Here is a 23,413-nt window from a genome sequence, read left to right as displayed (position 1 = left end):
CGGTTCTCTGCGGGGTTGTTCGGGCCACCGTAGGTTCGGGTGCCACCGCTGCGGCATGGGACGATCCATCCAGGAACCGTCGAAAGGCGGGATGAAATGACCCAGAACCTCGAGCGCGAGTGCGCGGAAGTGAATGTTCCGTTACGGACGGTCGTCGGCAACCCGGAGCTCGCGCTCGACGTCGTGCGGGAGACGCTGGTGCCGGGCGCGCTCGACGCGCCCGTGCGCTGGGCCCACGTGAGCGAGCTCGACGATCCCGCGCCCTACCTGCTCGGCGCCGAGCTGGTGCTCACCGCCGGCGTGAACCTGCCGCGCGAGCCCGGGCACTACGTTCGCCGCCTGCGCGACGCCGGCGTGACTGCGCTGGGCTTCGGCCTCACGCCGACCGTGTCCGAGACGCTGCCGAAGCCGCTGCGCGACGCGTGCGTGCGCCACGGCCTGCCGCTGGTGGTCGTGCCGCCGCGTACGCCGTTTCTCGCGATCAGCCGGGCCGTGGCCGTCGCGCTCGCCGAAGCGGGCCAACGTGAACAGCGCCGCACGGCGATCGCGCGGGAGGCTCTCACGCGCGCCGCGGGCGACGGCATGGGTGCGCTCGTGACGGCGCTGGCCGAGCGGCTGCGGGGCTGGGTGGCGCTCGTCGGGCCCGCGGACGCGCTCGTGGCCAGCCACGACGCACCGCAACCGCTGCCGCCCGAGGTCGCCGACCTGCTCACGACCTTGCGCGCGGGCACCGGCGTCCGCAGCGCGACCACCGAGCTGCCGGACGGTACGTACGTGGTGGCGCAGCCGGTGTACCCGCAGGCGACGGCGGCGCACCTGCTCGTGCTCGGGCGCCGGCGCCGGTTCGGCGGCGGGGACCGCGCGATCCTCGCCGTCGGCGCGGCGTTGCTCGGGCTCGTCGGCCGCGCCGGCTCCGACACCGCGGAGCTCGGGGCGGCGGCCACCGGTCTGCTGCTGGGGCAGGGCGGCGCGGACGTGCTGACGACGTTGCTGGGCACGGGGGAGTGCCGGCTCGTGGCCGGGGTCGCGCACCGCCTGGGCCCGGACGAGGTCGCCGTGCGCCACGACTGGCTGCGCGCGCGGCTCGACACCCCGCTCGTGCAGGTGCTGCCGGGGCCGCGGTTCCTGGCGGTGGTGGGTGCGTCGCCGGAGCTCGGCGGGCTGCGCGAGCACGGCTGGCTCGCGGTGGCGGGCTCGCCCGTGACCGCGGACGGGCTGCCGGGCGCCCTCGCGGAGGCGCAGCTGCTGCTGGCCCGGGCACAGGCCCTCGGCCGGCCGGTGGCGGCGGCGGATCCGCTGGGTTTCGACGCGCTCGTCGCGCCCGGTGCCGCGGCGGGGTTCGCCGAGCGGGTGCTGGCGCCGTTGCGGGAGCTGGACCGCGCGCACGACCGGGAGCTGGTGCCGACGCTGCGGACGTGGCTCGCGCACCACGGCGGCTGGGACCGCACGGCCGCCGAACTCGGGGTGCACCGCAACAGCGTCCGGCACCGGATCGGGCAGGCCGAACGGGCGTTGGGCGTGGATCTTGCGGACCCGGAGACGAGGATGCGGTTGTGGTTCGCGCTGCGCTGGTCGTGAGGTTTGGCGTGAGCTGCGCGTGAGGTGGCCCGGAGTGTCCATTCAGGTCTCTCAGGTGCTCTCAGGAAACTGTGGGATTGTGGTCTCGTGCGTGTTCTGGTAGTCGAAGACGAAGAGCCCTTGGCCGATGCGATCGCGCGCGGCCTGCGCCGTGAGGGCATGGCGGTGGACGTCGCGTTGACCGGTGACGACGGGCACGAGAAGTCGTCCGTCACCCGCTACGACGTGGTGCTGCTCGACCGCGACCTGCCCGGGATGTCGGGTGACGAGCTGTGCCGCGAGATCGTCGCGTCGGGTGAGCTCACTCGGGTGCTCATGCTCACCGCGAGCAGTTCCGTCTCCGACCGGGTCGACGGGCTGTCCCTCGGTGCGGACGACTACCTCGCGAAGCCCTTCGCATTCCCCGAGCTGGTCGCCCGCGTGCGCGCGCTCGGCCGCCGGGCGACCCCGGCCGCGCCGCCGCTGCTCACGGCCGGCGACGTGGAGCTGGACCCGGCGAAGCGCATCGTGCGCCGCGCGAGCGGGCCGATCGACCTGACGCGCAAGGAGTTCGGCGTGCTCGAGGTCCTGCTGTCGGCGTCGGGGTCGGTGGTCAGCAGCGAGGAGCTGCTGGAGCGTGTGTGGGACGAGAACGCCGACCCGTTCACCACGACGGTGCGGGTCACCGTGATGACCTTGCGCAAGAAGCTGGGTGAGCCGGGGATCATCGAGACCGTGGTGGGCTCGGGCTACCGCGTGCCGGTCGCGGACGCCGGCGCGTAGTGAACCTGCCCGGCATACGCAGCCTGCGGGCCCGGGTCACGATCCTCGCGACCGTGCTGGTGGCCGCGGCCGGGCTGCTCCTGCTGTGGCTGGCGTGGTCGCTCGTGGGCGACGCGGTGGACGCCGTGCCGCACATGCCGCCCGGCACGATCGTGCGGGTCGACGGGGTCGACGTCGACGCGTCCACGCTCGCTCAGCACCTGCGTACGCACGCCGTGAACCGGGTGCTGATCTTCGGCTCGCTGGCGTTCTGCTTCGTCGTCGCCGCGGCGGCGATCCTCGCGTGGACCTTCACCTCGCGCGTGCTGCTGCCGCTGCGCGAGATCACCGGCACCGCGCGGCGGCTGTCGGTGGAGTCGATGGGCGAACGCATCGGCGAGATCCGCTCGCGCGACGAGCTGGCCGAGCTGGCCCAGACCTTCGACGACATGCTCGACCGCCTGCAGGCCGCGTTCGACGCGCAGCGCCACTTCGTCGCCAACGCGAGCCACGAACTGCGCACGCCCCTTTCGGTCATCCGCACCGAGCTCGACGTCACGCTGTCCGACGAGGAAGCCGACGAAGCCGAGCTGCGCCGCATGGGCGGCGTGGTCCGCGACGCCACCGAACGCGCCGGCCAGCTCGTGAACTCCCTGCTGCTGCTGGCCCGCACCGACGGCGCCGGCTTGGTGATGCGCGAGCCGGTGGACCTGGCGGTGCTCGTCGGGCGCGCGTGGGCGGCCGTGCGCGCGGAGGCTTCGGCTCGTGGCCTGCGGGCCGAGTTCGCCACCGTCGCCGCGCCCGCGTTCGGCGACCCCGCGCTGCTCGAACGCATCGCCGGCAACCTCGTCGAGAACGCCGTGCGCCACAACGTCGAGGGCGGTTGGCTCGAGGTCACCACGACACCGGGCCCCCAGTGGTCCACCCTGCGCGTGCGCTCGTCGGGCGGCTTGCTCGACCCGGCGGCCGTACCCGAGCTGTTCGAGCCGTTCCGCCGCGCCGGCGTCGCCCGCACCGCGCGTTCGGGGGCGGGTTTGGGGTTGTCGATCGTGCGGGCCGCCGTCCAGGCCCACGGCGGCGCCATCTCCGCGGAACCGGTGGTGGGCGGCGGCTTGACGGTGACGGTGCACCTGCCGGCGGGACCGCAGGGGATTCCGGCGCTTTGAGCTCGTAACGTTCCCGCCCCGCCGGATGATGATCGTGCGTGGGGATTCGTTTGTGGCGCTGGCTGGCGCCGGTTCTCGTGGTCGCGCTCGGCGCGGGCGTCGGTTTGGCTTTCGTGGTCGGGATGGCGGTGCGGCCGGACCCGCTGCCGGTGGACCGCACGCCGGTGCCGCTCGCCGCGCACCAGCCGTGCCGGGATGTGCAGGTCTACTTCGACACCGACGAGCAGATGCGGCGCGCCGCGGCCTCGTTCCACGACGACCCCGACGCGCGGCTTGTCTTCGTCGAGACCAAACACGAGTCCTTCCTCGCACTGCGCGACGGCTTCAAGGACCACCCGGAGATGCTGAACGGCCTGGGCGGCGAGGAGAGCTCACCCGCGGTCGTCACCGTCCTGCCGCCGCCCGCTACCGACCTCGTCGCCTATACCGCCCGGCTGAAGGCCCGGTTCCCGCAGGCGCAGGAGGTCTACTCCATGGACGTCAACGCCTTCAACAAGATGTTCGGCAAACCCCGCGACGGCCGGACCTGCCCGCGCGCGGGCGAGTACTGATCAGGGCTGGGTGAAAATCAGGTGATGGGGAACCGCCTGTGGCGCTGGCTTGCTCCCGTGCTGGTGCTCGCGCTGAGTGCGGGCGTCGGTTTGGCGTTCGTCTTCGGGGCGGCCGTGCGGCCGGACCCGCTGCCGGTGGACCGGACACCCGTGCCGCCGGCCGGGCACAAGCCACAGGTGAAGCCGGTGGCATGCCGGCGGTGATCACCGTGATCCCGGTTCCGCACACTGCCTTGAGCGCCTATGCCGCCGAGCTGAAACAGCGGTTCCCGAACGCCGACGACGCGACTCCATACGACGTCGACTCGCTCGCGAAGACCCTGCCCGCGGACAAACGCGGGCCCGCCTGCCCTCCGGCCGGCGAACGCTGACCCCGGCTTCCGGGGCGAGAGGAAAAGACCGTGAGGATTCGTTTGTGGCGCTGGCTGGCGCCGGTTCTGGTGGTCGCGCTCGGGGTGGGGGCCGGGGCCGCTTTCCTGGTCGCCGGGTCGGTGCGGGCCGTGGCATTGCCGGTGGCCCGGCCATCGGCGCCGTCGACCGGGCGCCAGCCGTGCCTGGCCGTGCAGGTGTACTTCCGCGACGACGATTCGATGCGCCGCGCCGCCGCCGAGCTCGGGAACGACCCGAAAGCCCGCCGGGTCGACCTCGACCCCCAGGCCCTGACCTGGACGGAGTTCAAGAAGATCTACAAGCAGGACCCGGCGAAAATCGCCGCGACGAGTGAAAGTGCCATGCCGGCGACGGTGGTGGTGATTCCGGTTCCGGGCACCGATCTCAACGGTTACGCCGCCGAGTTGAAGCAGCGGTTCCCGGACGCCCGGAAGGTCCAACAGCTCGACGTCGAGGCCACGTGGAAGAAGTACCACCCGGGGGTGCAGGGCTTCGTCTGCGCGTAGCCACACCGCGAACGCTGACCGGGGACCAGTCCCGGCTCGGTGTGTGATGATCTGTCCATGGGGATTCGCATCTGGCGCTGGCTCGCCCCGGTGCTGGTCGTCGCACTGGGCGCGGGCGTCGGGCTGGCCGTTGTCGTCGGGGCGGCCGTGCGGCCGGATCCGCTGCCGGTGGACCGCACGCCCGTGCCGCTGGCCGGGCACCGGCCGTGCGCCGCGGTGGAGGTGTGGTTCGACGACGACCAGGCGATGCGGTTCGCGGCCGACCAGGTGCGGAACGACCCGAAGGCCCGGCGGGTGTACACCGAGACGAAGGCTGCAGCCTGGGTGCGCTTCAAGGAGATTTTCAAGGACGAGCCCGACCTGCTGGCGACGACGGATCCGAGCGCCATCCCCGGCTCGGTGACCGTGGTTCCGTTTCCGGGCACCGACCTGAAGGCCTACGCGGCCGAGCTCGGGCGGCGGTTCCCGAACACGCGACGGGCCGAGGACCTCGACGTCAACGCCCTGCGCGACAAGGTCCCAGGACAAGCGCGGCCCGGTCTGCCCGCGCGCGGGGGAGTTCTGATCGGGTGACGGGAAACCGAATGTGGCGCTGGCTGGCCCCGGTGCTGGTCCTCGCCCTCGGTGCGGGGGCCGGCCGGGCCTTCCTCGTCGGCGGCGCCGTGCACTCGGACGCGGTGCGGAAGACGTGTCACCGATGATCACCGCGTTTGCGCGACCGGGCACCGACACGAGCGCGTTGGCACGGCAACTGCAGGCGCAGATCCCCGCCGCACACAATGTGCAGGCCGTGCCGCCGGATTTCTTCCGGCAGATCTTTCCATCGGGCACTCGCGGCCCGTCCTGTCCGTGAAAAACAGGGCGGTGTGTCCACATCGGACACACCGCCCTCGGCCTTGATCAGGCGACCGGCACCGAAGCGACACCCGGTGCCAGGAACGGCTTCCCGTTCACCCGCTCCGACACCCCGGCCCGGTCCAGGTACGGCGTGATGCCGCCGTTCCAGAACGGCCAGCCCGCGCCCAGCAGCAGGCACAGATCGATGTCCAGCGCCTCCGCGACCACACCCTCGTCGAGCATCAGGCGGATTTCCTGGGCGATGGCGTTCAGCGCGCGGTCCCGCACCTGCTCGGCCGTGGACGGGTTGTCCCCTCGGGTCCACAGGGCGTCGACCTCCGGGTCGACGGACGCGGTGCCCGAGGAGTCCCAGGTCCACACGCCCTTCTTGCCCGCCTTCACGAACTTGGCGAGGTTCTCGCTCACCGTGAAGCGGTCCGGGAACGACCCGTGCAGCGTCTCACCCACGTGCAGGGCGATGGCCGGACCGACGAGCTGCATCAGGTTCAGCGGCGACATCGGCAGGCCCAGCGGCTCCAGCGCCGAGTCCGCGACCTCGAACGGCGTGCCCTCGTCCACGGACACCAGCACCTCGCCGAGGAAACGCAGCAGCAGCCGGTTGACGACGAACGCCGTGGCGTCCTTCACCAGCACGCTCGACTTCTTCAGCTGCTTGCCGACCGAGAACGCCGTGGCGAGCGTGGCGTCGTCGGTCTTCTCGCCGCGCACGATCTCCAGCAGCGGCAGCACGGCCACCGGGTTGAAGAAGTGGAAACCCACCACGCGCTCGGGGTGCTGCAGCTTCGAGGCCATCGCGCTGATCGACAGCGAAGACGTGTTCGTCGCCAGGATCGCCTCGGGCGACACGTGCTGCTCCAGCTCGGCGAACACCGCCTGCTTCACATCCAGTTCTTCGAACACGGCCTCGATCACGAAGTCGGCGTCGGAGAACGCGGCCTTGTCGAGCGAACCGGTCACCAGTGCCTTGAGCCGGTTGGCGCCGTCCGGCGACACGCGCTTGCGGGCCAGCAGCTTGTCGATCTCGTCGTGGACGTAACCCACGCCCTTGTCGACGCGCTCCTGGTCGACGTCGGTGAGCACCACCGGCACCTTGAGACGGCGCACGAACAGCAGCGCGAGCTGGCTGGCCATCAGGCCCGCGCCCACGATGCCGACCTTGTTCACCTTGCGTGCCAGCGACTTGTCCGGTGCACCGGCCGGCCGCTTCGCGCGCTTGTTCACGAGGTTGAACGAGTACAGCCCGGCGCGCAGCACGTCGGACATCAGCAGCTCGGCCAGCCCGTCCGTCTCGGCCGCGTAACCGCGGTCGAGATCGTTGTCCCGCGCCAGCTCCAGCAGCTCCACAGCCTTCGTCGCGCCCGGCGACGCGCCGTGCGTTCGACCGTCCACGATGGCCTTCGCGCGCGCGATCGCCGCGTCCCAGCCCGCGCCGCGGTCGATCTCGCGGCGCGCCGGCGTGATCTCACCGTTGACGACCTTCGCGAGCCACAGCAGCGACTGCTCGAGGTAGTCGGCCGAGCCGAACACCTCGTCGACGATGCCGAGTTCCGCCGCCTGCTTCACGTTGAGCATCTTGTTCTGCGCCAGCGCGTTCTCGATGATCACCGTGACGGCGGCGTCGGCTCCGATGAGGTTCGGCAGCAGCTGCGTGCCGCCCCAACCCGGGAACAGGCCGAGGAACACCTCGGGGAACGCGATCGCGGCAGTGTTCTCCGAGAGCGTCCGGTAATGGCACGACAGGGCCAGTTCGAGCCCGCCGCCCATCACCGCGCCGTTGACGAAGCCGAACGTCGGGATCGTCGATTCGGTGAGCCGGCGGAACACGTCGTGGCCGGTCTGCGCGATCTTCCGGGCCAGCGCCGGGTCCGACACGGCCTCCACACCGGACAGATCCGCGCCGACGGCGAAGATGAACGGCTTGCCGGTGACCGCGATCGCCGCGGGCTCGGCCTCGAACGCCACGTCCAGCGCCGCGTTGAGCGACACCAGGCCCTGCGGGCCGAAGGTGCTCGGCCGGGTGTGGTCGTGGCCGTTGTCGAGCGTGATCAGCGCGACGGGCTTGGCCAGCCCGGGCACCTTCACCAGGCGCGTGACGGCGGTGGTCACGACCTCGTCGGGGAACGCGGCCTTGGCCTCTTCAGCGGTGAAAGTCATTTACTTCGCCCCCTCGAACGCCGGGTTCTCCCAGATCACGGTGCCGCCCATGCCGATGCCGATGCACATGGTGGTCATGCCGTAGCGCACGTCGGGGCGCTCGGCGAACTGGCGCGCCAGCTGCGTCATCAGCCGCACGCCGGACGAGGCCAGCGGGTGGCCGCACGCGATCGCGCCGCCCCACTGGTTCACGCGCGGGTCGTCCTGGTCGATACCGAAGTGGTCGAGGAAGGCGAGCACCTGCACGGCGAACGCCTCGTTGATCTCGAACAGGCCGATGTCGTCGATCGACAGGCCGGTGCGCTTGAACAGCTTCTCCGTGGCCGGCACCGGGCCGATGCCCATGACCTCCGGCTCGACCCCGGCGAACGAGTAGCCGACCAGCCGCATCGCGGCGGGCAGGCCCAGCTCACGGGCGGTTTCCTCGTCGGCGAGGATCGACGCGGTCGCGCCGTCGTTCAGGCCCGCCGCGTTGCCGGCGGTGATGCGGCCGTGCGGCCGGAACGGCGTCTTCAGCTTCGCCAGCTGCTCCACGGTCGTGCCCGGCCGCGGCGGCTCGTCCTCGGTCGCCAGGCCCCAGCCCAATTCCTTCGACCGGATCGCGACCGGCACCAGCTCGGGGCCGATCTTGCCGGTCTTCACGGCCTCGGCGTAGTGCTCCTGGCTGCGCGCGGCGTAGGCGTCGGTGCGCTCCTTGGTGATCTCGGGGAACCGGTCGTGCAGGTTCTCCGCGGTCTGGCCCATGACGAGCGCGGTCGGGTCCACGAGCTTGTCGGCGATGATGCGCGGGTTGGGGTCCACGCCCTCGCCCATCGGATGGCGGCCCATGTGCTCGACGCCGCCGGCGATCGCGATGTCGTACGCGCCGAAGCCGATGCCGCTCGCGACCGTGGTCACGGCCGTCATCGCGCCCGCGCACATACGGTCGATGGCGAAGCCCGGCACGGACTTCGGCAGCCCGGCCAGCAGCGCGGCCGTGCGCCCGATGGTGAGGCCCTGGTCGCCGATCTGGGTCGTCGCCGCGATGGCGACGTCGTCCACCCGCTCGGGCGGCAGCTCGGGGTGCCGCCGCAGCAGCTCACGGATGGCGTTGACGACCAGGTCGTCCGCCCGGGTCCCGGCGTAGATGCCCTTGTCGCCCGCCTTGCCGAAGGGGGTGCGTACCCCTTCGACGAACACGACGTTGCGCACCCCACGCGCGGTCGGCGCAAGGGGCGGCGTTGCTGGTGCGGCCACGAATGCTCCTGAAGTAGACAGAAATCCTGTCCGCACGATAGCCCTTGTTACCCACGGGTAACCAGGGGAGTGGCCCGGACGAGTGGGCGACGGCACACTGCCGGGCGGCCCCGGCCCTCAGGAACGCAGGTGGGCGAGCCAGCCCCCCTTCGCGGAGATGTCCTCGGCGGCGGCGAGCGCCGCCGGCTCGCACAGGAAGCCCGAGACCTCCGAACCGGCGCGCAGGCGCACCCGCCCGATCGCCAGCGGCGCCGGGACCGCCGCCACGAACGCGCCGAAGCCGGCCACCGGGAGGTCCCACACCTCGGCCGCGATCGCGACGCCGCCTTCGGCCACGCGCACGAGCCCGGGTTTGGGCGGGGTCGTGGCCAGCGCGTGCAGCCGGTACTCGGGCGCGGTCTCGGTTTCGGCGACGAAGCGGCCGCCACGGGAGGTCAGCTCGTGGTTGAGCGGCTGCCCCCGCAGGTGCGCCCCGACGACGGCGAGACGGACGCGGTCCTCAACGCCGCGGGCCAGCGCGGCCAGCTTCGCGTCCGCGTTCGCCGGGCCGACGAGCATCACCCCGAACGGCCGCCCGCCGACCGTCCCGGCGGGCACGGCGAGTGCGGACAGGCCGAGCAGGTTGGCGAAGTTGGTGAAGCGGCCGAGCGCGGCGTTCGCGCCGACCGGGTCCGCGGCCACCTCGGCGAGCGTCGGGTGGCCGGTGGTGGTCGGCAGCAGCAGGGCGTCCACTGTGGAGAGCACGGCGTCGGCCTCGCGCTTGAGCTCGGCGAGCGTGGCCTGGTCGGCGAACAACCGGTGCGCCGGGAGGTCGCGGGCCGCGGTGATGATGGCGGAGACGGTCGGGTCGACGTCGTCGCGGTGCTTCTCGACGAACTCGCCGACGGCGGTGTAGCGCTCTGCGACGAACGAACCCTCGTACAGCAGCCGTGCCGCGGCGAGAAAAGGCGACAAGTCCACAGTGGTCACCACCGCACCGGCCGCGGCGTAGTCCGCCACGGCGGCGGCGTAGGCCTCGGCCCAGCCGTCCCGCAGCGGGCCCAAGGCGGCCGGGACGCCGATCCGGAACGCGCCCTCGTCCGACAGGCACCGCAGCGCGAGTTCCGCCTCGCCCACCGTGCGCGCGAAGATCGACACACAGTCGATGCTCGCGCACGCCGGCACGACGCCGTCCGTGGGCAGCAGCCCCGGCGTCGGCTTCAGCCCCACGATCCCGTTGAACGCCGCCGGCACCCGGCCCGAGCCCGCCGTGTCCGTCCCGAGCGCGAGATCCGCGATCCCCAGCGCGACGGCGACCGCGGACCCCGAGCTCGACCCGCCCGACACGTACGCCGGGTCGACGGCGTTGCGCACCGCGCCGTACGGGCTGCGCGTGCCGACCAGCCCGGTCGCGAACTGGTCGAGGTTCGTCGTGCCGAGCACCAGCGCACCCGCCGCTTTCAGTCGGGCGACGACGGGGGCGTCCGCCGCGGGCTCGTAGGCGTAGGCCGGGCATCCGGCCGTGGTGGGCAACCCGGCGACGTCGATGTTGCCCTTGACCGCGGCGAGCCGCGCGTAGAGCGGGAGCGGTTCCCCGGCGGCGAACCGGTCTTCGAGCGCCGCCGCTTCGGCCAGCAAGTCGGCCTCCGGCCGCAGGTCCACCCAGATCTCGGGCCGGTCGACCTGCTCGATCCGGCGGTAGGCGGCGCGCACGCGTTCGCGGATCATCCGAGCACCACCAGCGGGGTGCCGGGCGCGACCTGGTCGCCGGGGGACACGAGCACCTCGAGCACCTTTCCGTCGGCGGGCGCGGGGATGCGCGCCTCGGTTTTCATGGCTTCCAGCGTGACCAGCGACTGCTTGTGGTCCACCCGCGTGCCCGCCTCGACGTCCACCCGCCAGACGGTGGCGGCGAACGGGGCCTCGACGACGTGCCCGCCCGGCGGTGCCTGCACGCGGGCCGGCGGCCTTGTGACCGGCTCCGGCTTCGGGTCGAACTCGCCCGCGGCCGCCCAGGCGCGGCGTTCCGCCTCGAACGCCGCCGACTGCGTCGCGCGGAACCCGGCGATGCTCTCGGCGTTGTCGGCGAGGAACCGCTGGTAGTCGGCGAGGCGGAACTCGCCGTCGGCGATGTCGAGCTCGAGCTGCCCGGCCGAGCCGCGCGCCCGCAGGTCCAGCAGTTCGTCGGCCGACACCGGGTACCACGAGATCCGGTCGAAGAACCGCAGCAGCCACGGCGAGCCCGGCTCGAACGCGCCGCGCTGGTGCCAGCCGCTCCACACCTGCACGGTCCGGCCGACGAACTGGTAGCCGCCCGGCCCTTCCATCCCGTAGATGCACAGGTAGGCGCCGCCGATGCCGACCGAGTTCTCGGCCGTCCACGTCCGGGCCGGGTTGTACTTCGTGGTCACCAGGCGGTGGCGCGGGTCCAGTGGGGTCGCGACGGGCGCGCCGAGGTAGACGTCGCCGAGCCCGAGCACGAGGTACTCGGCGTCGAACACGGTGCGGTAGACCTCGTCCACAGTAGACAGACCGTTGACGCGGCGGATGAACTCGATGTTCCACGGGCACCACGGGGCGTCGTCGCGCACGCCCGTCATGTACCGCTCGATCGCCTCGCGCGTCGCCGGGTCGTCCCACGACAGCGGCAGTCGCACACCGCGGCTGGGCACCACCAGGTCCGCGGTGACCGGCAGGTCGCCCTCCAGCTCACGCACCAGGCCGAGGGCCTTGCCGACCGGCAGCGCGTCCGGGTCGACGTGCACCTGCAGCGACCGGATACCCGGCGTGAGGTCGACAATCCCCGGCACGCCCTCGGCGGCGAGCCGCTCCGCCAGCGCGTGGACGCGCATCCGCAGCGCGAGGTCGAGAGTCATGTCGCCGTATTCGACGAGCAGGTTGTCGTCGCCGCTGCGCCGGTAGGTCACCGACGGCTCGCCGTCCGCCGCGGTCCGCCGGGCGAGCACGCCGCCGTCGTCGAGGACGCCCCGGCTGGGGAGCAGCGGCACCGCCGGCCGCCGGCGCAGGGCCGCGGCATGGTCGGGATCGATCGGGACGAAGCGCACGGTGTCACCCGGGCGCAGCTGGCCCAGCTTCCAGCGTTCGCCGGTGGCGACCGTCGCCGGGCACACGAACCCGCCGAGGCTCGGGCCGTCGGGACCGAGCAGGATCGGCAGGTCGCCGGTGTAGTCGACGGCGCCGATCGCGTACGGCGTGTCGTGGATGTTGGACGGGTGCAGCCCGGCCTCACCGCCGTCCTCCCGCGCCCACTCGGGGCGCGGCCCGACGAGCCGGACGCCGGTGCGCGCGGAGTTGAAGTGCACCTGCCAGTCGGTGCGGTAGAAGGTCTCGATGTCGGCCTGCGTGAAGAACTCCGGTGCGGCGTGCGGGCCTTCCAACGCACCGATCGTCCACTGTGAACTCATCAGGGGTCGGTCCCCGATGGCACCGGCGACCGGGTCCGCGGGCTCCGGCCCGGGGGTGAGCACGTCGCCCGCCGCGAGCGCCCGGCCGCCGTGGCCGCCGAACCGGCCGAGCGTGAACGTCGCCGCGCTGCCGAGGAACTCGGGCACGGCGAGTCCGCCCCGCACGAGCACGTAGCTGCGCAGTCCGGCCGTGCCCGCGCCCACGTCGAGCGTGCCGCCGGCCGGGACCACGATCGGCGTCCACGTGGGAGCCGGGGCGCCGTCGAGGAGCACGGGTGCGGTGGCGCCGGTGACGCAGACGGTGGTGTCGGTGGAGAACCGCAGTGTGACACCGTCCACAGTGCACTCCAGGCCGGCCGCGCCCTCGGGGTTGCCGAGCGCCAGATTGCCGAGCCGCAGCGACAGGTCGTCCATCGGGCCGGACGGCGGCACTCCGACGTGCCAGAACCCGGTGCGGCCCGGCCACTCCTGCACGGTGGTCATCGTGCCGCCGCGCACGACGTCGATCCGCGGCTCGTCGTCGGTGACGCCGTCGAGCGTCGCGGTGTCGTGGGTGGCGCTGGTGAACGCGGGATCTCCCGCCGCGGCGCGGAGCTGACCGAGGTTGGTGCGCACGCCGCCCACGGAGGTGACCGCGAGCGCCGCCCGCAGGTTCGCCAGTGCGTCCGCGCGGTCGGTGCCCGTGCAGATCACCTTGGCCAGCAAGGGATCGTAGTGCGTGGTGACGGTGGTGCCGGCCTCTATCCACGTGTCCACGCGGACGTCCGGTGGCAGAGTCACGCCGGTGACCAGGCCGGCGCTCGGGCGGTGGTTCGCGCTCGGGTCCTCGGCGTAGACGCGGGCCTCGAACGCGTGTCCGCGCGGCTCGGGTGCGGTGGTGAACATCCCGCGGTCGCCCTGCGCCAGCCGCAGCATCCAGCCGACCAGGTCGACGCCGTACACCGCCTCGGTCACCGGGTGCTCGACCTGCAGCCGGGTGTTGACCTCGAGGAACGCCGCCTCCTCACGCACGGGGTCGTAAACGAACTCGACCGTGCCGGCCGAGCGGTAGCGCACCGACGAGCACAGCGCCACCGCCGCGTCGGCGAGCTGCCTGGGCACCGCGTCCGGCAGGCCCGGCGCCGGGCACTCTTCCACGACCTTCTGGTTGCGCCGCTGCAGCGAGCAGTCGCGCGTGCCCAGCGCGAGGACCTCACCGGCGCCGTCGCCGAACACCTGCACCTCGACGTGCCGGGCGCTCGTCACCAGCCGTTCCAGGAACACTCCGGAGCTGGCGAAGCTCTTGGCCGCGACGCTGCGCACGGTCTCCCATGCGTCGGACAGCTCGTCGGCCGACGCGCACGCGCGCATCCCGATCCCGCCGCCGCCCCCGGTCGCCTTGAGCATCACCGGGTAGCCGATCCCGGCCGCTTGGGCCAGGGCTTCGTCGAGGTCGGCCAGAAGCCCGGTGCCGGGCAGCAGCGGCACTCCGGCCGCGATCGCGGCCTCGCGCGCGGTGTGCTTGCTGCCGAACACCTCCAGGTGCTCCGGCGCCGGGCCGATGAACGCGATCCCGGCGTCCTCGCACGCGCGGGCGAACGCGGTGTCCTCGCTGAGGAACCCGTAACCCGGGTGGATCGCATCCGCACCGGTGTCGAGTGCGGCCCGGATGATCGCGTCGGCCCGCAGGTAGCTCTCGGCCGCGGGCGCCGGGCCGAGCCGCACCGCCTCGTCGGCCAGGCGGACGTGCGGTGCGGTGCGGTCGGCGTCGGAGTACACCGCGACGGTCGGGATACCCAGCTCCCGGGCGCCGCGCAACAGGCGTACCGCGATCTCGCCGCGGTTGGCGACCAGCAGTTTCACGCCGCACGCTCCGGTTCGGTCACGACCATCCGCACCGGCGTCGGGTCGAAGCCGTTGCAGGGGTTGTTGATCTGCGGGCAGTTGGACACGAGCACGAGCACGTCAGTCTCGGCGCGCAGCCGGACTTCCAGGCCCGGCGCGGAGAGGCCGTCGACGATACCGAGCGTGCCGTCGGCCTCGACGGGCACGTTCATGTACCAGTTGACGTTGCTCACCAGGTCGCGTTTGCCGAGTCCCCACTTGCTGCCCTCGATGAGGAAGTTGTCGGCGCAGGCGTGCTGAAACCGGGTGTGCTGGCCGTAGCGGAGGCTGTTGGACTCCTTGCTGCACGCGCCGCCGAGCGTGTCGTGGCGGCCGCAGGTGTCGGCGACGACGGTGACCAGCGGCGTGCCCTCGCCGGTGCGCAGCACGCTGCCAGTGGTGAGGAAGATGTTGTGCTGTGCGGCGACTGTCGCGGCGGCGCTGTAGCGCTTCGCGGTGTCCGCCGCGTCGTAGCAGAGGAAGTCGACGGCCTGGTTGCCGCCGAGGTCGATGATCGAGAGCTCCTGGCTGCGGCGCAGCACCGTGGAGAACGGCGCCCGCGCGGGGACTTCGACGTCGAGCACGGTCGTGGTCATGCGAGCCCCCGGGCGGTGAGGTAGTCGGCGGTGTTCTCGAAAGCCCGCTGCGCTTCCGGCGTGTGAGTCCACTCCGGACTGTCCGGAGTGGTGGGCCGGTCGCGCCAGGCGAGGACCCGCAGTGGGCTCACGGTGTAGTCCTCGCGAGGGTCGAGCGGGTGCGCGGTGTTGGCGAGGAGCACGACCACCGGCAGTTCGATCCGCAGGTCCACGGAAGCCCCGGCGCCCGCGGCGCCGGTGAACTCGAGCCCACCCTCCGCGTCGACCCGCACGCCCTGGAAGAACGACAGACTGGGCGGCAGATCCCGTGGCCCCAGGCCGTTTTTCGCCGCCGCCAAGGTGAACAACGGCATCCCGGCCGGAGAGGGGCCCTCGGGCGCGCCGTCGCCGTAGCGCTCGGTGTTGTGGTCCACAGTGGACGTTCCGCACAACGCGTCGTGCCGGCCGCTGGTGTCGGCCACGACGGTCGCGAGCACCCGCGCCTGGTCCGAGAGCAGCGCGACGGACTCGCCGAGGTAGGCGTTCCACTGCACCTTCACCGTGTCGGCGACATTGAGCCGTTCCCACGGCCCCTCGGCGTTGAACAACAGCAGGTGTGCGCAGGCGTCACCCTCGAGGTCGGTGAGCCGCAGCCGCGTGCCGCGGGCGAGGACCTTGTGCGTGTAGCCGCCGCCGGCCACGGTCTCGGCCCAGGTCAGCGCGGCCGGATCGACGCCGGGCGGTGCGGGCGCCCCGGTCGCCGGGATCGTCGGCATCGTGTCGACGACCGTGCCGGCTTGGGCGCGGGCGTGGTCGCGCGCGCCGTAGGTGGTTGCCGTGGTGCTCATGGACGTCCTCTCAGACCGCGGGTTCGAGGGCGGGGGCGGTGGTCTGGCGCAGCCGCAGCCAGCAGCACCAGCCGATCAGCAGGGCGGCACCGACGAACTCGACGGGGAACAGCAGCAGCCAGGGCGAACCCGAGCCGGCGAGGTCGTAGATCTCCGCCCGGGGCCAGGCGATGTTGACGATCATGACCACGCCGTAGGCGACGGCGGCGACGTTCACCGGGAGCGCCCAGCGTCCCAGCGAGAACAGGCCGGGCTCGGCGGGGAAGCGCCCCCGCAGCCGGCGCACCAGCAGCGGGCCGGTGACCAGCAGGTACGCGAGGTAGACCACGACCACCGACGTGCCGGTGATGGTGCTGAACAGGGTCGGGTTGCCGACGTTCACCCCGAGCAGCGCGATCGCCAGCGCACCGGAGACGACGGCGGGCCACAGCGGGGTGCCGGTGCGCGGGTTGACGCCGGACAGTCGTGCGGAGAACGGCAGCGCGTTGTCGCGGGCCATCGCGTAGATCAGCCGGATCGTGCCGGTCTGGATGGTGAGCGTGCAGACGATCACGGCGATCGCGACGTCGGCGAGGAAGATCCGGCCGAAAGTGTCGCCGAAGACCGCCGTGATCACGTACGGCAGGCCGTGCCCGGCGAGCTCGCCGTCGGTGAGGCTCGGGGCGGCCATGAGCGCGGTGAGCACCACGGCGAGGCCGCCGAGTCCGGAAACCAGGACCGCGCGCAGCACGGCTCGCGGGGCGGCCCGGCGGGCGTCGCGCGTCTCCTCCGCGACGGAGGCCGCGGTGTCGAACCCGTACAGCACGTACGCGGCCATCAGCGCCGAAGCGAGCACGCCGCCGATCCCGGCCGCGGAGGCACCGTCGCTCACCGGCACGCTGTGCACCACCACCTGCGGCCCGCGCACGGCGAACAGCGCCAGGCCACCGATGAGCACGGCGACGCCGATCAGCTCCGCGGCGACCCCGACGTCGTTGATCCGGGCCATCACACGGACGCCGGCGGCGTTGACCACCGTGGTGAACAAGATCAGCAGCGTGCCGAGCAACACGGCGTTGGTGGCGCCGGTCGGCGACGTCACCGACGGGTCGCCGCCGACGAGCTGGAACCCGCTCCACACCGAGGGGAGCACGATCTGCAGCGCGATCGCCGCGGCGGCGAGCGCGACCACGCAGCCGAGCAGCATCATCCAGCCCGCGAGCCAGCCGGCGAAACCGCGCGCCAGCTGCTTGGCCCACTGGTAGACGGATCCGGCGAGCGGGTAGCGGGCGGCCAGCTCCGCGAAGACGAGCGCGACGAGGACCTGTCCGGCGAGCACGAACGGCCACGACCAGAAGAACAGCGGGCCGCCGAAGGTGTAGCCGAAGCCGAAGAGCTGGAACACGGTGGTGAGGATCGAGACGAAGGAGAAGCCGGCCGCGAAGGCGGAAAAGCCGCCCAAGCTGCGGCGGAGCTCCTGGCGGTAGCCGAACTCGGTGAGGTCGTCGGAGGGGACCGGTGGCGCGGGCATGCGGGGCTCCCGTCTGCTGGCGGGGATTTCGATCGGTTGACCGAAATTAAGCCGCCGGTGGGTCGGTGCCGTCTCGCCCTCGTAAGGCGAGTGTTAACGGGTGTTTCCGGAAGGGGTGCTGGCGCGTAACACGGCCGGGCGCCTGGCAGGATCGGCTGCGTGGACGGGAAGGCGACGGGAGTGGGGCGCCCCCGCGCGAGCGGCGCGGCGGCGAGCCGTCAGGACGCGCGCGAGGCGGTGCTCGACGCGGCGGGGGAGCTGTTCACCGGCGCGGGGTACGCGGCGACCACCACCCGCGCGATCGCCGAGCGCGCGGGCCTGCGGCAGGCGTCGCTGTACTACCACTTCCCGGCCAAGGAGGACATCCTCGCCGAACTGCTGGCGGCCACCGTCCGGCCGTCGCTGGCGGTCGCGGTCGGCCTGGTCTCCTCGCCCTCGCTCGAGCCGGCGAGTGTGCGGCTGTGGGCACTGGCTTACGCGGACGTCCGGCTGCTGGGCGGGGCGCGGCACAACATCGGCGCGCTGTACCTGCTGCCCGAAGTCTCGTCGCCGAACCTCGCGGGGTTCCGCGCGGAGCGCGCCGAGCTCAAGGCCGCGTACGGCACGCTCGTGGCCGCCGCCCGGCAGAGTGTTTCGGCGATCCGCACCGACCTGGTGTTCGGCCTGGTGGAGAGCACCGCGATCACGCGCCGCGACGACCCCGCGCTCGACGTCGAGGCCCACGCCCGCGAAGCGGCCGACGCCGTCCTCCGCCTGGCCGGCGCGGGCGAGCCCGACGACCCGCTGCGGGCGGCGGCCCGCTCGCTGCTGGAAGTGGCTGGTCGGACATAATGCGCATTGTGGACACGTCGCTTCGGTGGTGCCGGTGAAGTTCTTCCGTTCGCGACCGTTCGACGAGGCAGCCGCGCTGCGCGGCTCGGCGGCGTGGTCGCGCGGCCGCGAAGGCGCGCGTGACCTGCTCCAGCGGTTCGGGATCGCTGTCCGCTTGGGCGAGCTCGGCGAATGGCGGGACGCGGAGCCGGTCTTCCGTGAGCTGATCCCGCCGATGACCGCGGAGTTCGGTCCGCGCAGCAAGGAAACGCTGGGCGCGTGGGTGCACCTGGCGCTCTCGTGGTCCGGTCAAGGCCGCCCCGACGAGGCCGTGCCGCTGCTGGCCGAGACCGAGGACGTCTACGAGCAGACCTGGGGCGCCGAGGCCGCCACGATCTGGTGCCGCCGCATGCTCGTCGAGGCCCTGAGCGTCGCCAACCGCGTGGACGAGCGCGTCGCCGCGTCGGCCTCCCTGGTCCGCTACTGCGCCACCGAACTCGGCGACGCGGATCCGCTGACGCGCGAAGTCCGCTTCGGCGACCTGATCGCGTTGTGCGACGCCGACCGCCAGGACGAGGCGCTGCGCGAGCTGGCAGAGAAGATCGTGCCGTTTTTGCGCAAACCGTTCGACCTCGACTGGGCGGAAGCCGCGCGCCTGGAAATCGGCGCCGAACAGGGCGACGCTGTTCTTGCGGTGCCACCCCTGCGCGAACTCGCCGCCCGGCACCCCCGGCACGGCTTCTTCCGCCAATGCCTCGCCGACGTGCTGGTCCTGACCGACGACCACACCGAGGCGGCCGCCCTGCTGACCAACCTGGTCGCCGAGTCGTGGAGCGGCTGGCGCCAGACGCTGCGCAACCGCGGCACGCTGGCCCAGATCCACCCGGACCCTCAGGTGGCGGCGTTCCATGCCCGCGCCGTGCTCGCGGCAGTGGCGTGGCCGGTGGGGCACCCGGAAGTGCTTGCTGCGCAAGAGGTTCTGGGCCGCTGGGGCTGACGCCCGGCAGACTGCTGCAGTGCCCAGACCGAGCGGCGGCGGCCTTGCTCCGCGCGGGGCGAAGCCGAGAAACCGCCGCCGTTCTGTGCTCGATCCTCGCCGGCCGCCCGGAACACTCCCGCGAGTCTCTGCTGGTTCGCACCTCGCTCGCCCGCGCCTGGCTGGAGACGGGCAACCTCTACGCCGCCGAACACGAAGCGGGCGTTGTGCTGACCGCCGGTGTCTGGCCGGCCGACCTTCCTCGGGCGCAGGCGACCCTCGCGCGCGTGGCCGCGCGCCGCGGCCACCACGAGGAGGCCCTTCGCGACCTCGAACCCGTGGTCGCCGCCCTCACCGCAGCCCTGGGCCCCCACCCACTCGCGGACATTCGAGGCCGCCGCCTGGCTCAACGAGATGTGACCCGCCGCAAGACCAAGGCGCGATGCTGCGAGGGGCCGCAGATACGGGAGCGGCCTTGGCCGGCCGCGCCAAGCCGGCGGAGGTGGTTCTCCTCGGCAAGCCGCGGGCGAATCGGGTGCCGCAGCCGCTGTCGACTCATACGGGTGTGTTCGATCCGGTGGGGAACCTGGACTTCCGGCGGTCTGGGTCCTGTTCCCGAACCGGTGCCGTCAGGCCGTGGCCGTCGTGTGCAACGCCTTGCTCAGCGCCCCCACTGTCAGCTCCACCTGCCACGGCCGAGCCCCGCCGGCCCGCAGCACTTCCTCCACCCCGTCTTCCGACAGGTCGGCGGGCGGGCGCCAGCAGGTGCGGCGGACGAGGTCGGGCAGCATGAGGTTCTCCACCGGCAGCCGGCGGTCCTCGGCGATGGCGGCCAGGGCCGCGCGCGCCGCGGAGAGGCGGGCGGCGGCGTCGGGGTCTTTGTCGGCCCAGCGGTTGACCGGGGGTGGGCCGTCGGAGGGCTGGGTGGGGCTGGGGAGCTCGCTCGCGGGCAGCGCCTTGGCCGCCTGCAGGTGCCGCAGCCAGCTGGCCGTGTACTTGCGCTGCACGCGGCCGCTGAACACCGGCAGGGCCTGCAGCTCCTCGACGGTTTTCGGGTCGGCGGTCACGGCGTTGACGATGGCGCTGTCGGGCAGGATGCGGCTGGGCGCGCGGTCGCGTTTGCGGGCGAGCTCGTCGCGGGCCTGCCACAGCTCGCGCACGGCGGCGAGGCCGCGCGGGCTGCGGATCTTGTGCACGCCCGACGTGCGGCGCCACGGCTCGGCCCGCGGGGCGGGCGGCGGCGCGGTGCGCACGGCCTCGAACTCCTGCCGCGCCCATTCGAGCTTGCCCTGGGACTCCAGCTCGACCTCGAGCCGTTCGCGCAGCTCGTTGAGGAGCTCGACATCCAGGGCCGCGTAGTTGAGCCAGTCGACGGGCAGTGGCCGCTTCGACCAGTCGGCGGCGCTGTGGCCCTTCTCGAGCGTGTAGCCGAGCAGCAGCTCGACGAGAGTGCCCAGCGCCACGCGCTCGTAGCCCGCCAGGCGGCCGGCCAGCTCGGTGTCGAAGAGGCTCTTGGGGTGCAGGTCCAGCTCGGCCAGGCACGGCAGGTCCTGGGATGCGGCGTGGAGCACCCACTCGGTGTCGTTGAGGACTTCGCGCAGGGGCGCGAGGTCGTCGGCCAGCGCTATCGGGTCGAGCAGCACCGTGCCGGATCCTTCGCGGCGCAGCTGCACGAGGTAGGCCTTGGGCCAGTAGCGGTAGCCGGACGCTCGTTCGGTGTCCACGGCCACGGCGCCGGTTCCCGCGGCGAGCCGCGCGCACGCCTCGGCGAGCGCCGCCGGATCGGTCACCACGGGGGGTGTGCCTTCTGCGGGCTCGCGTAGCAGCACGGGCGATCCGGCGTCCTCGGTGGTGGTCTCTCCGGTCCGGGCGCCGTCCGCCTGTGCACTTCCCATAGCTGACGACCCTACGGGACGGGCGTACCGCGCCTGGTCCGCCCGCCCCGCAGGGCCTCTGTCTGCCTTCGTCAGCGGATCACACCAGCGCGCATAGCCAATGCGACCATCTGTGCCCGGTCACCCGTGCCGAGCTTGCGCCCGATGCGGGAGAGGTGCGACTTCACGGTGAGCGCGGAGAGGGAAAGTTCCTCCCCGATCTCCTTGTTCGACTGCCCGTCGGCGACGAGCTGGAGCACCTCGACCTCACGGGCCGAGAGCTCACGCGGGGTGTTGTCGGTGCCCGCGACCCGCGTTCCGGTTGCCAGAACCGGAGCCACGCTCGGGTCGGCGTACACGCCGCCTTCCAGGACCCTGCGCACACCGTCGGTGACAACCACCGGCGAAGCGGACTTCAACAGGTACGCCTGGGCACCGGCCTGGAACGCCGACCGAACCGCGTACGGGTCGTCGGACGATGCGAGCACCACCACGCGCGGCCACCCGTGGCTACGGAGTTCCGTAACCAGCTCGATGCCGCTGCCGTCCGGCAGTCCGAGATCGAGGATCGCCAAGTCGCACGGGCCGGTGGCCTGTGCTCGCGCCCTCGCCTCGGCCACCGTGGCGGCCTCGTGAACCGTGCCCGCACCCATTTGTGCGAGTCGTGCTGCGATTGCCTCCCTCAACAGCGGGTGGTCATCGACCACCAACACGGAAAAAAGCTCTTCCCGCGGGTGCGGAACCATGCTCGCCGGCAAAGCACCGGCTGGCGTGGATCGAACGGCCTGAGATAAGCCGACGGTAGCCACGTCACTACCTCCCTGGAGTCGGTCGTGCCCCCCGACCGGCACCGGGACCTTCGGCCGTTCAGCCGCGCCAGCTTTAGACCGAAAGTGGTGTCGTCGAAGGCACTGTAGCCGCCCCAGGGCTGTTTCGGGGGGATCGAATGGGTATCTATCTGAAACGACTCGTCACTCAGGGCGTTCACCGTCACACGATCGGGCTAGTGCTGAGCCCGTTGTTAACGGAACGGCTTCCGGAGGCGATGCAACAGAGTTATCGAACCCGAAACGCCCGTGCAGGTGGGCCGTGCACCTGCGGGTGCTTCCGCCTGGACGTCTCGTGAGCAGTCCACCAGACGTCGGAAATCGGCCTCCGCCGGGGCAAGATCAACTTTCTTCACGTTTGCACAGTGGGGCTTCAAGGGGGTCTCCGTGGGGTCCGATGGGGTCCGTGGGGGTGCCCCGGGCACCTTGGGTGGCTTTGCGGGCGTGACCAGGGCATGACAGCCCGTGATCATGGGGTCTTCACGAACGTGGGCATCCGCGCGTGCTAGCGCGTGCGGTCCCAGGTGGACGGACGTGAACGGCTCTCAGAATCGCGTTCGGTCGACCGCCGGTGCCGTCAGTTGTCCAGACCACCCCAGGCGCTCCTGGGCGTGCTGAGGGCGCGGGAAAGCCCCGGACGGGCGGCCCGTCCGGGTGAACTTCGGTGGATCAGGAGCTCTGGCGCTGTTCGAACAGCGTGACGCCGACCGGCGGCAGCCCCACGACGCTCGCCATCACCTGGCAGAACGCGTAGCCGTGGGTGCGCAGCGCGGCGTCGGTGGGCGTCCAGGACGCCCGCAGCTCGAGGTCGTCGGTGCGCGAGGGCCCGGAGATGTCGCCGAACCGCGCCGACGAGGTTTCGGTGACCGTGCCGCCCAGCGCCGTCCACGAGGCGCCGGACGCTTCCAGCGCGTCGGTGAGCCACGACCAGCCGACGGCCGGCAGGAACGGATCGGTGGCCAGCTCGCGGTCGAGCTCCGCCCGCACGTACATGACCAGCCGTAGGACGCCGTCCCAGCCTTCTTGCCCGTCGGGGTCGTGCAGCAGGACCAGCCGCCCGGACGCCAGCACGTCGGACGGCCCCTCCACCTCACAGCTCACGGCGAACGACCACGGCGCCAGCCGCTGCGGCGCCCGCATGGTCTCCAGCCGCACCTCGGGACGCGGCCGCACGGACTTCAGCGCCGCGACGGCTTCGCGGAAGAGCTCGGGCACTGGCGTCATCGCGGTCACGCAACGACTGTAGGGCGGCGACGCCCCGTTGCGGACGCAGGCGCGCCGAGGGACGACCCGACCGGCCCAGTGGTCCACTGCCCGCCCGCCGACGGGACGCAGGGCCGGGCGAATCGGACGCGGAGGCTTGATCAGGCCGCTCGTGTGTGGGAGCGCTGGTCGCGGCTCCGACGGTCCAAGCGGCGGGCCGGGGCAGCGGCGGAGCCGACCCGGCGCGGGCGGAACGGAGCCGGGCGTTCGGGATCCGGAGGGCTGGGCACCGCGGTCACGGAGTGGCCCGCGGGCAGCAAGTCAGCCTGGCTTGAGCCGCCGT

Annotated in this window: 22 protein-coding genes; 12 read left to right on the top strand and 10 right to left on the bottom strand. The window is 72.4% G+C overall.

Annotated elements, in window-relative coordinates; translation table 11 throughout:
• Positions 1 to 96: 96 nt before the first annotated feature.
• From QRX50_RS43855 to QRX50_RS43810, 10 genes are all read left to right on the top strand, one after another.
• A complete protein-coding gene (locus QRX50_RS43855; protein WP_285968966.1) occupies positions 97 to 1,578 on the top strand; it encodes a PucR family transcriptional regulator in 1,482 nt (493 codons plus the stop codon).
• A gap of 87 nt (positions 1,579 to 1,665) precedes the next feature.
• On the top strand, positions 1,666 to 2,340 hold the full coding sequence (locus tag QRX50_RS43850; protein WP_285968965.1) for a response regulator transcription factor: 675 nt from the start codon (positions 1,666 to 1,668) through the stop codon (positions 2,338 to 2,340).
• Positions 2,340 to 3,485: a sensor histidine kinase gene (locus QRX50_RS43845; RefSeq protein ID WP_285968964.1), complete on the top strand. Its 1,146-nt coding sequence runs from the start codon at positions 2,340 to 2,342 to the stop codon at positions 3,483 to 3,485. Before QRX50_RS43850 ends, QRX50_RS43845 begins: the two co-directional genes overlap by 1 nt.
• A gap of 38 nt (positions 3,486 to 3,523) precedes the next feature.
• Complete coding sequence (locus tag QRX50_RS43840) at positions 3,524 to 4,036, top strand: hypothetical protein (protein ID WP_285968963.1); 513 nt, start codon at positions 3,524 to 3,526, stop codon at positions 4,034 to 4,036.
• Between the two features lie 24 nt (positions 4,037 to 4,060).
• Positions 4,061 to 4,240, top strand: coding sequence for a hypothetical protein (locus tag QRX50_RS43835; protein WP_285968962.1), 180 nt, complete (start codon positions 4,061 to 4,063; stop codon positions 4,238 to 4,240).
• A complete protein-coding gene (locus QRX50_RS43830) occupies positions 4,228 to 4,407 on the top strand; it encodes a hypothetical protein (RefSeq protein WP_285968961.1) in 180 nt (59 codons plus the stop codon). Before QRX50_RS43835 ends, QRX50_RS43830 begins: the two co-directional genes overlap by 13 nt.
• A gap of 30 nt (positions 4,408 to 4,437) precedes the next feature.
• Complete coding sequence (locus tag QRX50_RS43825) at positions 4,438 to 4,932, top strand: hypothetical protein (RefSeq protein ID WP_285968960.1); 495 nt, start codon at positions 4,438 to 4,440, stop codon at positions 4,930 to 4,932.
• A gap of 57 nt (positions 4,933 to 4,989) precedes the next feature.
• Positions 4,990 to 5,505: a permease-like cell division protein FtsX gene (locus QRX50_RS43820; protein ID WP_285968959.1), complete on the top strand. Its 516-nt coding sequence runs from the start codon at positions 4,990 to 4,992 to the stop codon at positions 5,503 to 5,505.
• Positions 5,502 to 5,633, top strand: a complete 132-nt coding sequence (locus tag QRX50_RS43815) for a hypothetical protein (protein WP_285968958.1) — start codon at positions 5,502 to 5,504, stop codon at positions 5,631 to 5,633. The genes QRX50_RS43820 and QRX50_RS43815 overlap by 4 nt, the downstream gene beginning before the upstream one ends.
• The gene (locus QRX50_RS43810; protein WP_285968957.1) at positions 5,630 to 5,785 is read left to right on the top strand and encodes a hypothetical protein; all 156 of its coding nucleotides are present in this window, start codon (positions 5,630 to 5,632) and stop codon (positions 5,783 to 5,785) included. The genes QRX50_RS43815 and QRX50_RS43810 overlap by 4 nt, the downstream gene beginning before the upstream one ends.
• 47 nt (positions 5,786 to 5,832) lie before the next feature.
• Here QRX50_RS43810 and QRX50_RS43805 read toward each other — a convergent pair whose 3' ends face one another.
• From QRX50_RS43805 to QRX50_RS43775, 7 genes are all read right to left on the bottom strand, one after another.
• Positions 5,833 to 7,944, bottom strand: coding sequence for a 3-hydroxyacyl-CoA dehydrogenase NAD-binding domain-containing protein (locus QRX50_RS43805; RefSeq protein ID WP_285968956.1), 2,112 nt, complete (start codon positions 7,942 to 7,944; stop codon positions 5,833 to 5,835).
• Complete coding sequence (locus QRX50_RS43800; RefSeq protein WP_285974716.1) at positions 7,945 to 9,135, bottom strand: thiolase family protein; 1,191 nt, start codon at positions 9,133 to 9,135, stop codon at positions 7,945 to 7,947.
• Between the two features lie 162 nt (positions 9,136 to 9,297).
• Entirely contained in the window at positions 9,298 to 10,887 is a 1,590-nt protein-coding gene (locus tag QRX50_RS43795; protein WP_285968955.1) for an allophanate hydrolase, read from the bottom strand.
• Positions 10,884 to 14,426, bottom strand: coding sequence for an urea carboxylase (gene uca, locus QRX50_RS43790; RefSeq protein WP_285968954.1), 3,543 nt, complete (start codon positions 14,424 to 14,426; stop codon positions 10,884 to 10,886). Before uca ends, QRX50_RS43795 begins: the two co-directional genes overlap by 4 nt.
• Positions 14,423 to 15,043: an urea amidolyase associated protein UAAP2 gene (locus tag QRX50_RS43785; protein ID WP_285968953.1), complete on the bottom strand. Its 621-nt coding sequence runs from the start codon at positions 15,041 to 15,043 to the stop codon at positions 14,423 to 14,425. The genes uca and QRX50_RS43785 overlap by 4 nt, the downstream gene beginning before the upstream one ends.
• Positions 15,040 to 15,870: an urea amidolyase associated protein UAAP1 gene (locus tag QRX50_RS43780; RefSeq protein ID WP_285968952.1), complete on the bottom strand. Its 831-nt coding sequence runs from the start codon at positions 15,868 to 15,870 to the stop codon at positions 15,040 to 15,042. Before QRX50_RS43780 ends, QRX50_RS43785 begins: the two co-directional genes overlap by 4 nt.
• Before the next feature lie 10 nt (positions 15,871 to 15,880).
• Complete coding sequence (locus tag QRX50_RS43775) at positions 15,881 to 17,380, bottom strand: amino acid permease (RefSeq protein ID WP_285968951.1); 1,500 nt, start codon at positions 17,378 to 17,380, stop codon at positions 15,881 to 15,883.
• Between the two features lie 159 nt (positions 17,381 to 17,539).
• Between QRX50_RS43775 and QRX50_RS43770 the strand changes: the two genes are divergently transcribed.
• Together QRX50_RS43770 and QRX50_RS43765 are read left to right on the top strand one after the other, a co-directional pair.
• Positions 17,540 to 18,211, top strand: a complete 672-nt coding sequence (locus QRX50_RS43770; RefSeq protein ID WP_285968950.1) for a TetR/AcrR family transcriptional regulator — start codon at positions 17,540 to 17,542, stop codon at positions 18,209 to 18,211.
• 34 nt (positions 18,212 to 18,245) lie between these two features.
• Entirely contained in the window at positions 18,246 to 19,187 is a 942-nt protein-coding gene (locus QRX50_RS43765; protein ID WP_285968949.1) for a tetratricopeptide repeat-containing protein, read from the top strand.
• Positions 19,188 to 19,795: 608 nt separating this feature from the next.
• Here QRX50_RS43765 and QRX50_RS43760 read toward each other — a convergent pair.
• The 3 genes from QRX50_RS43760 to QRX50_RS43750 form a co-directional block, all read right to left on the bottom strand.
• On the bottom strand, positions 19,796 to 21,061 hold the full coding sequence (locus QRX50_RS43760; RefSeq protein ID WP_285968948.1) for a ribonuclease D: 1,266 nt from the start codon (positions 21,059 to 21,061) through the stop codon (positions 19,796 to 19,798).
• Positions 21,062 to 21,132: 71 nt separating this feature from the next.
• Complete coding sequence (locus QRX50_RS43755) at positions 21,133 to 21,849, bottom strand: response regulator transcription factor (RefSeq protein ID WP_033291604.1); 717 nt, start codon at positions 21,847 to 21,849, stop codon at positions 21,133 to 21,135.
• A 687-nt stretch (positions 21,850 to 22,536) separates the two neighbouring features.
• A complete protein-coding gene (locus QRX50_RS43750; RefSeq protein ID WP_285968947.1) occupies positions 22,537 to 23,100 on the bottom strand; it encodes a DUF3000 domain-containing protein in 564 nt (187 codons plus the stop codon).
• Between the last annotated feature and the right edge of the window lie 313 nt (positions 23,101 to 23,413).

The sequence above is a fragment of the Amycolatopsis sp. 2-15 genome, from assembly GCF_030285625.1.
Lineage (GTDB): Bacteria > Actinomycetota > Actinomycetes > Mycobacteriales > Pseudonocardiaceae > Amycolatopsis > Amycolatopsis carbonis.
This window is presented reverse-complemented; position numbering and strand designations above follow the sequence as displayed.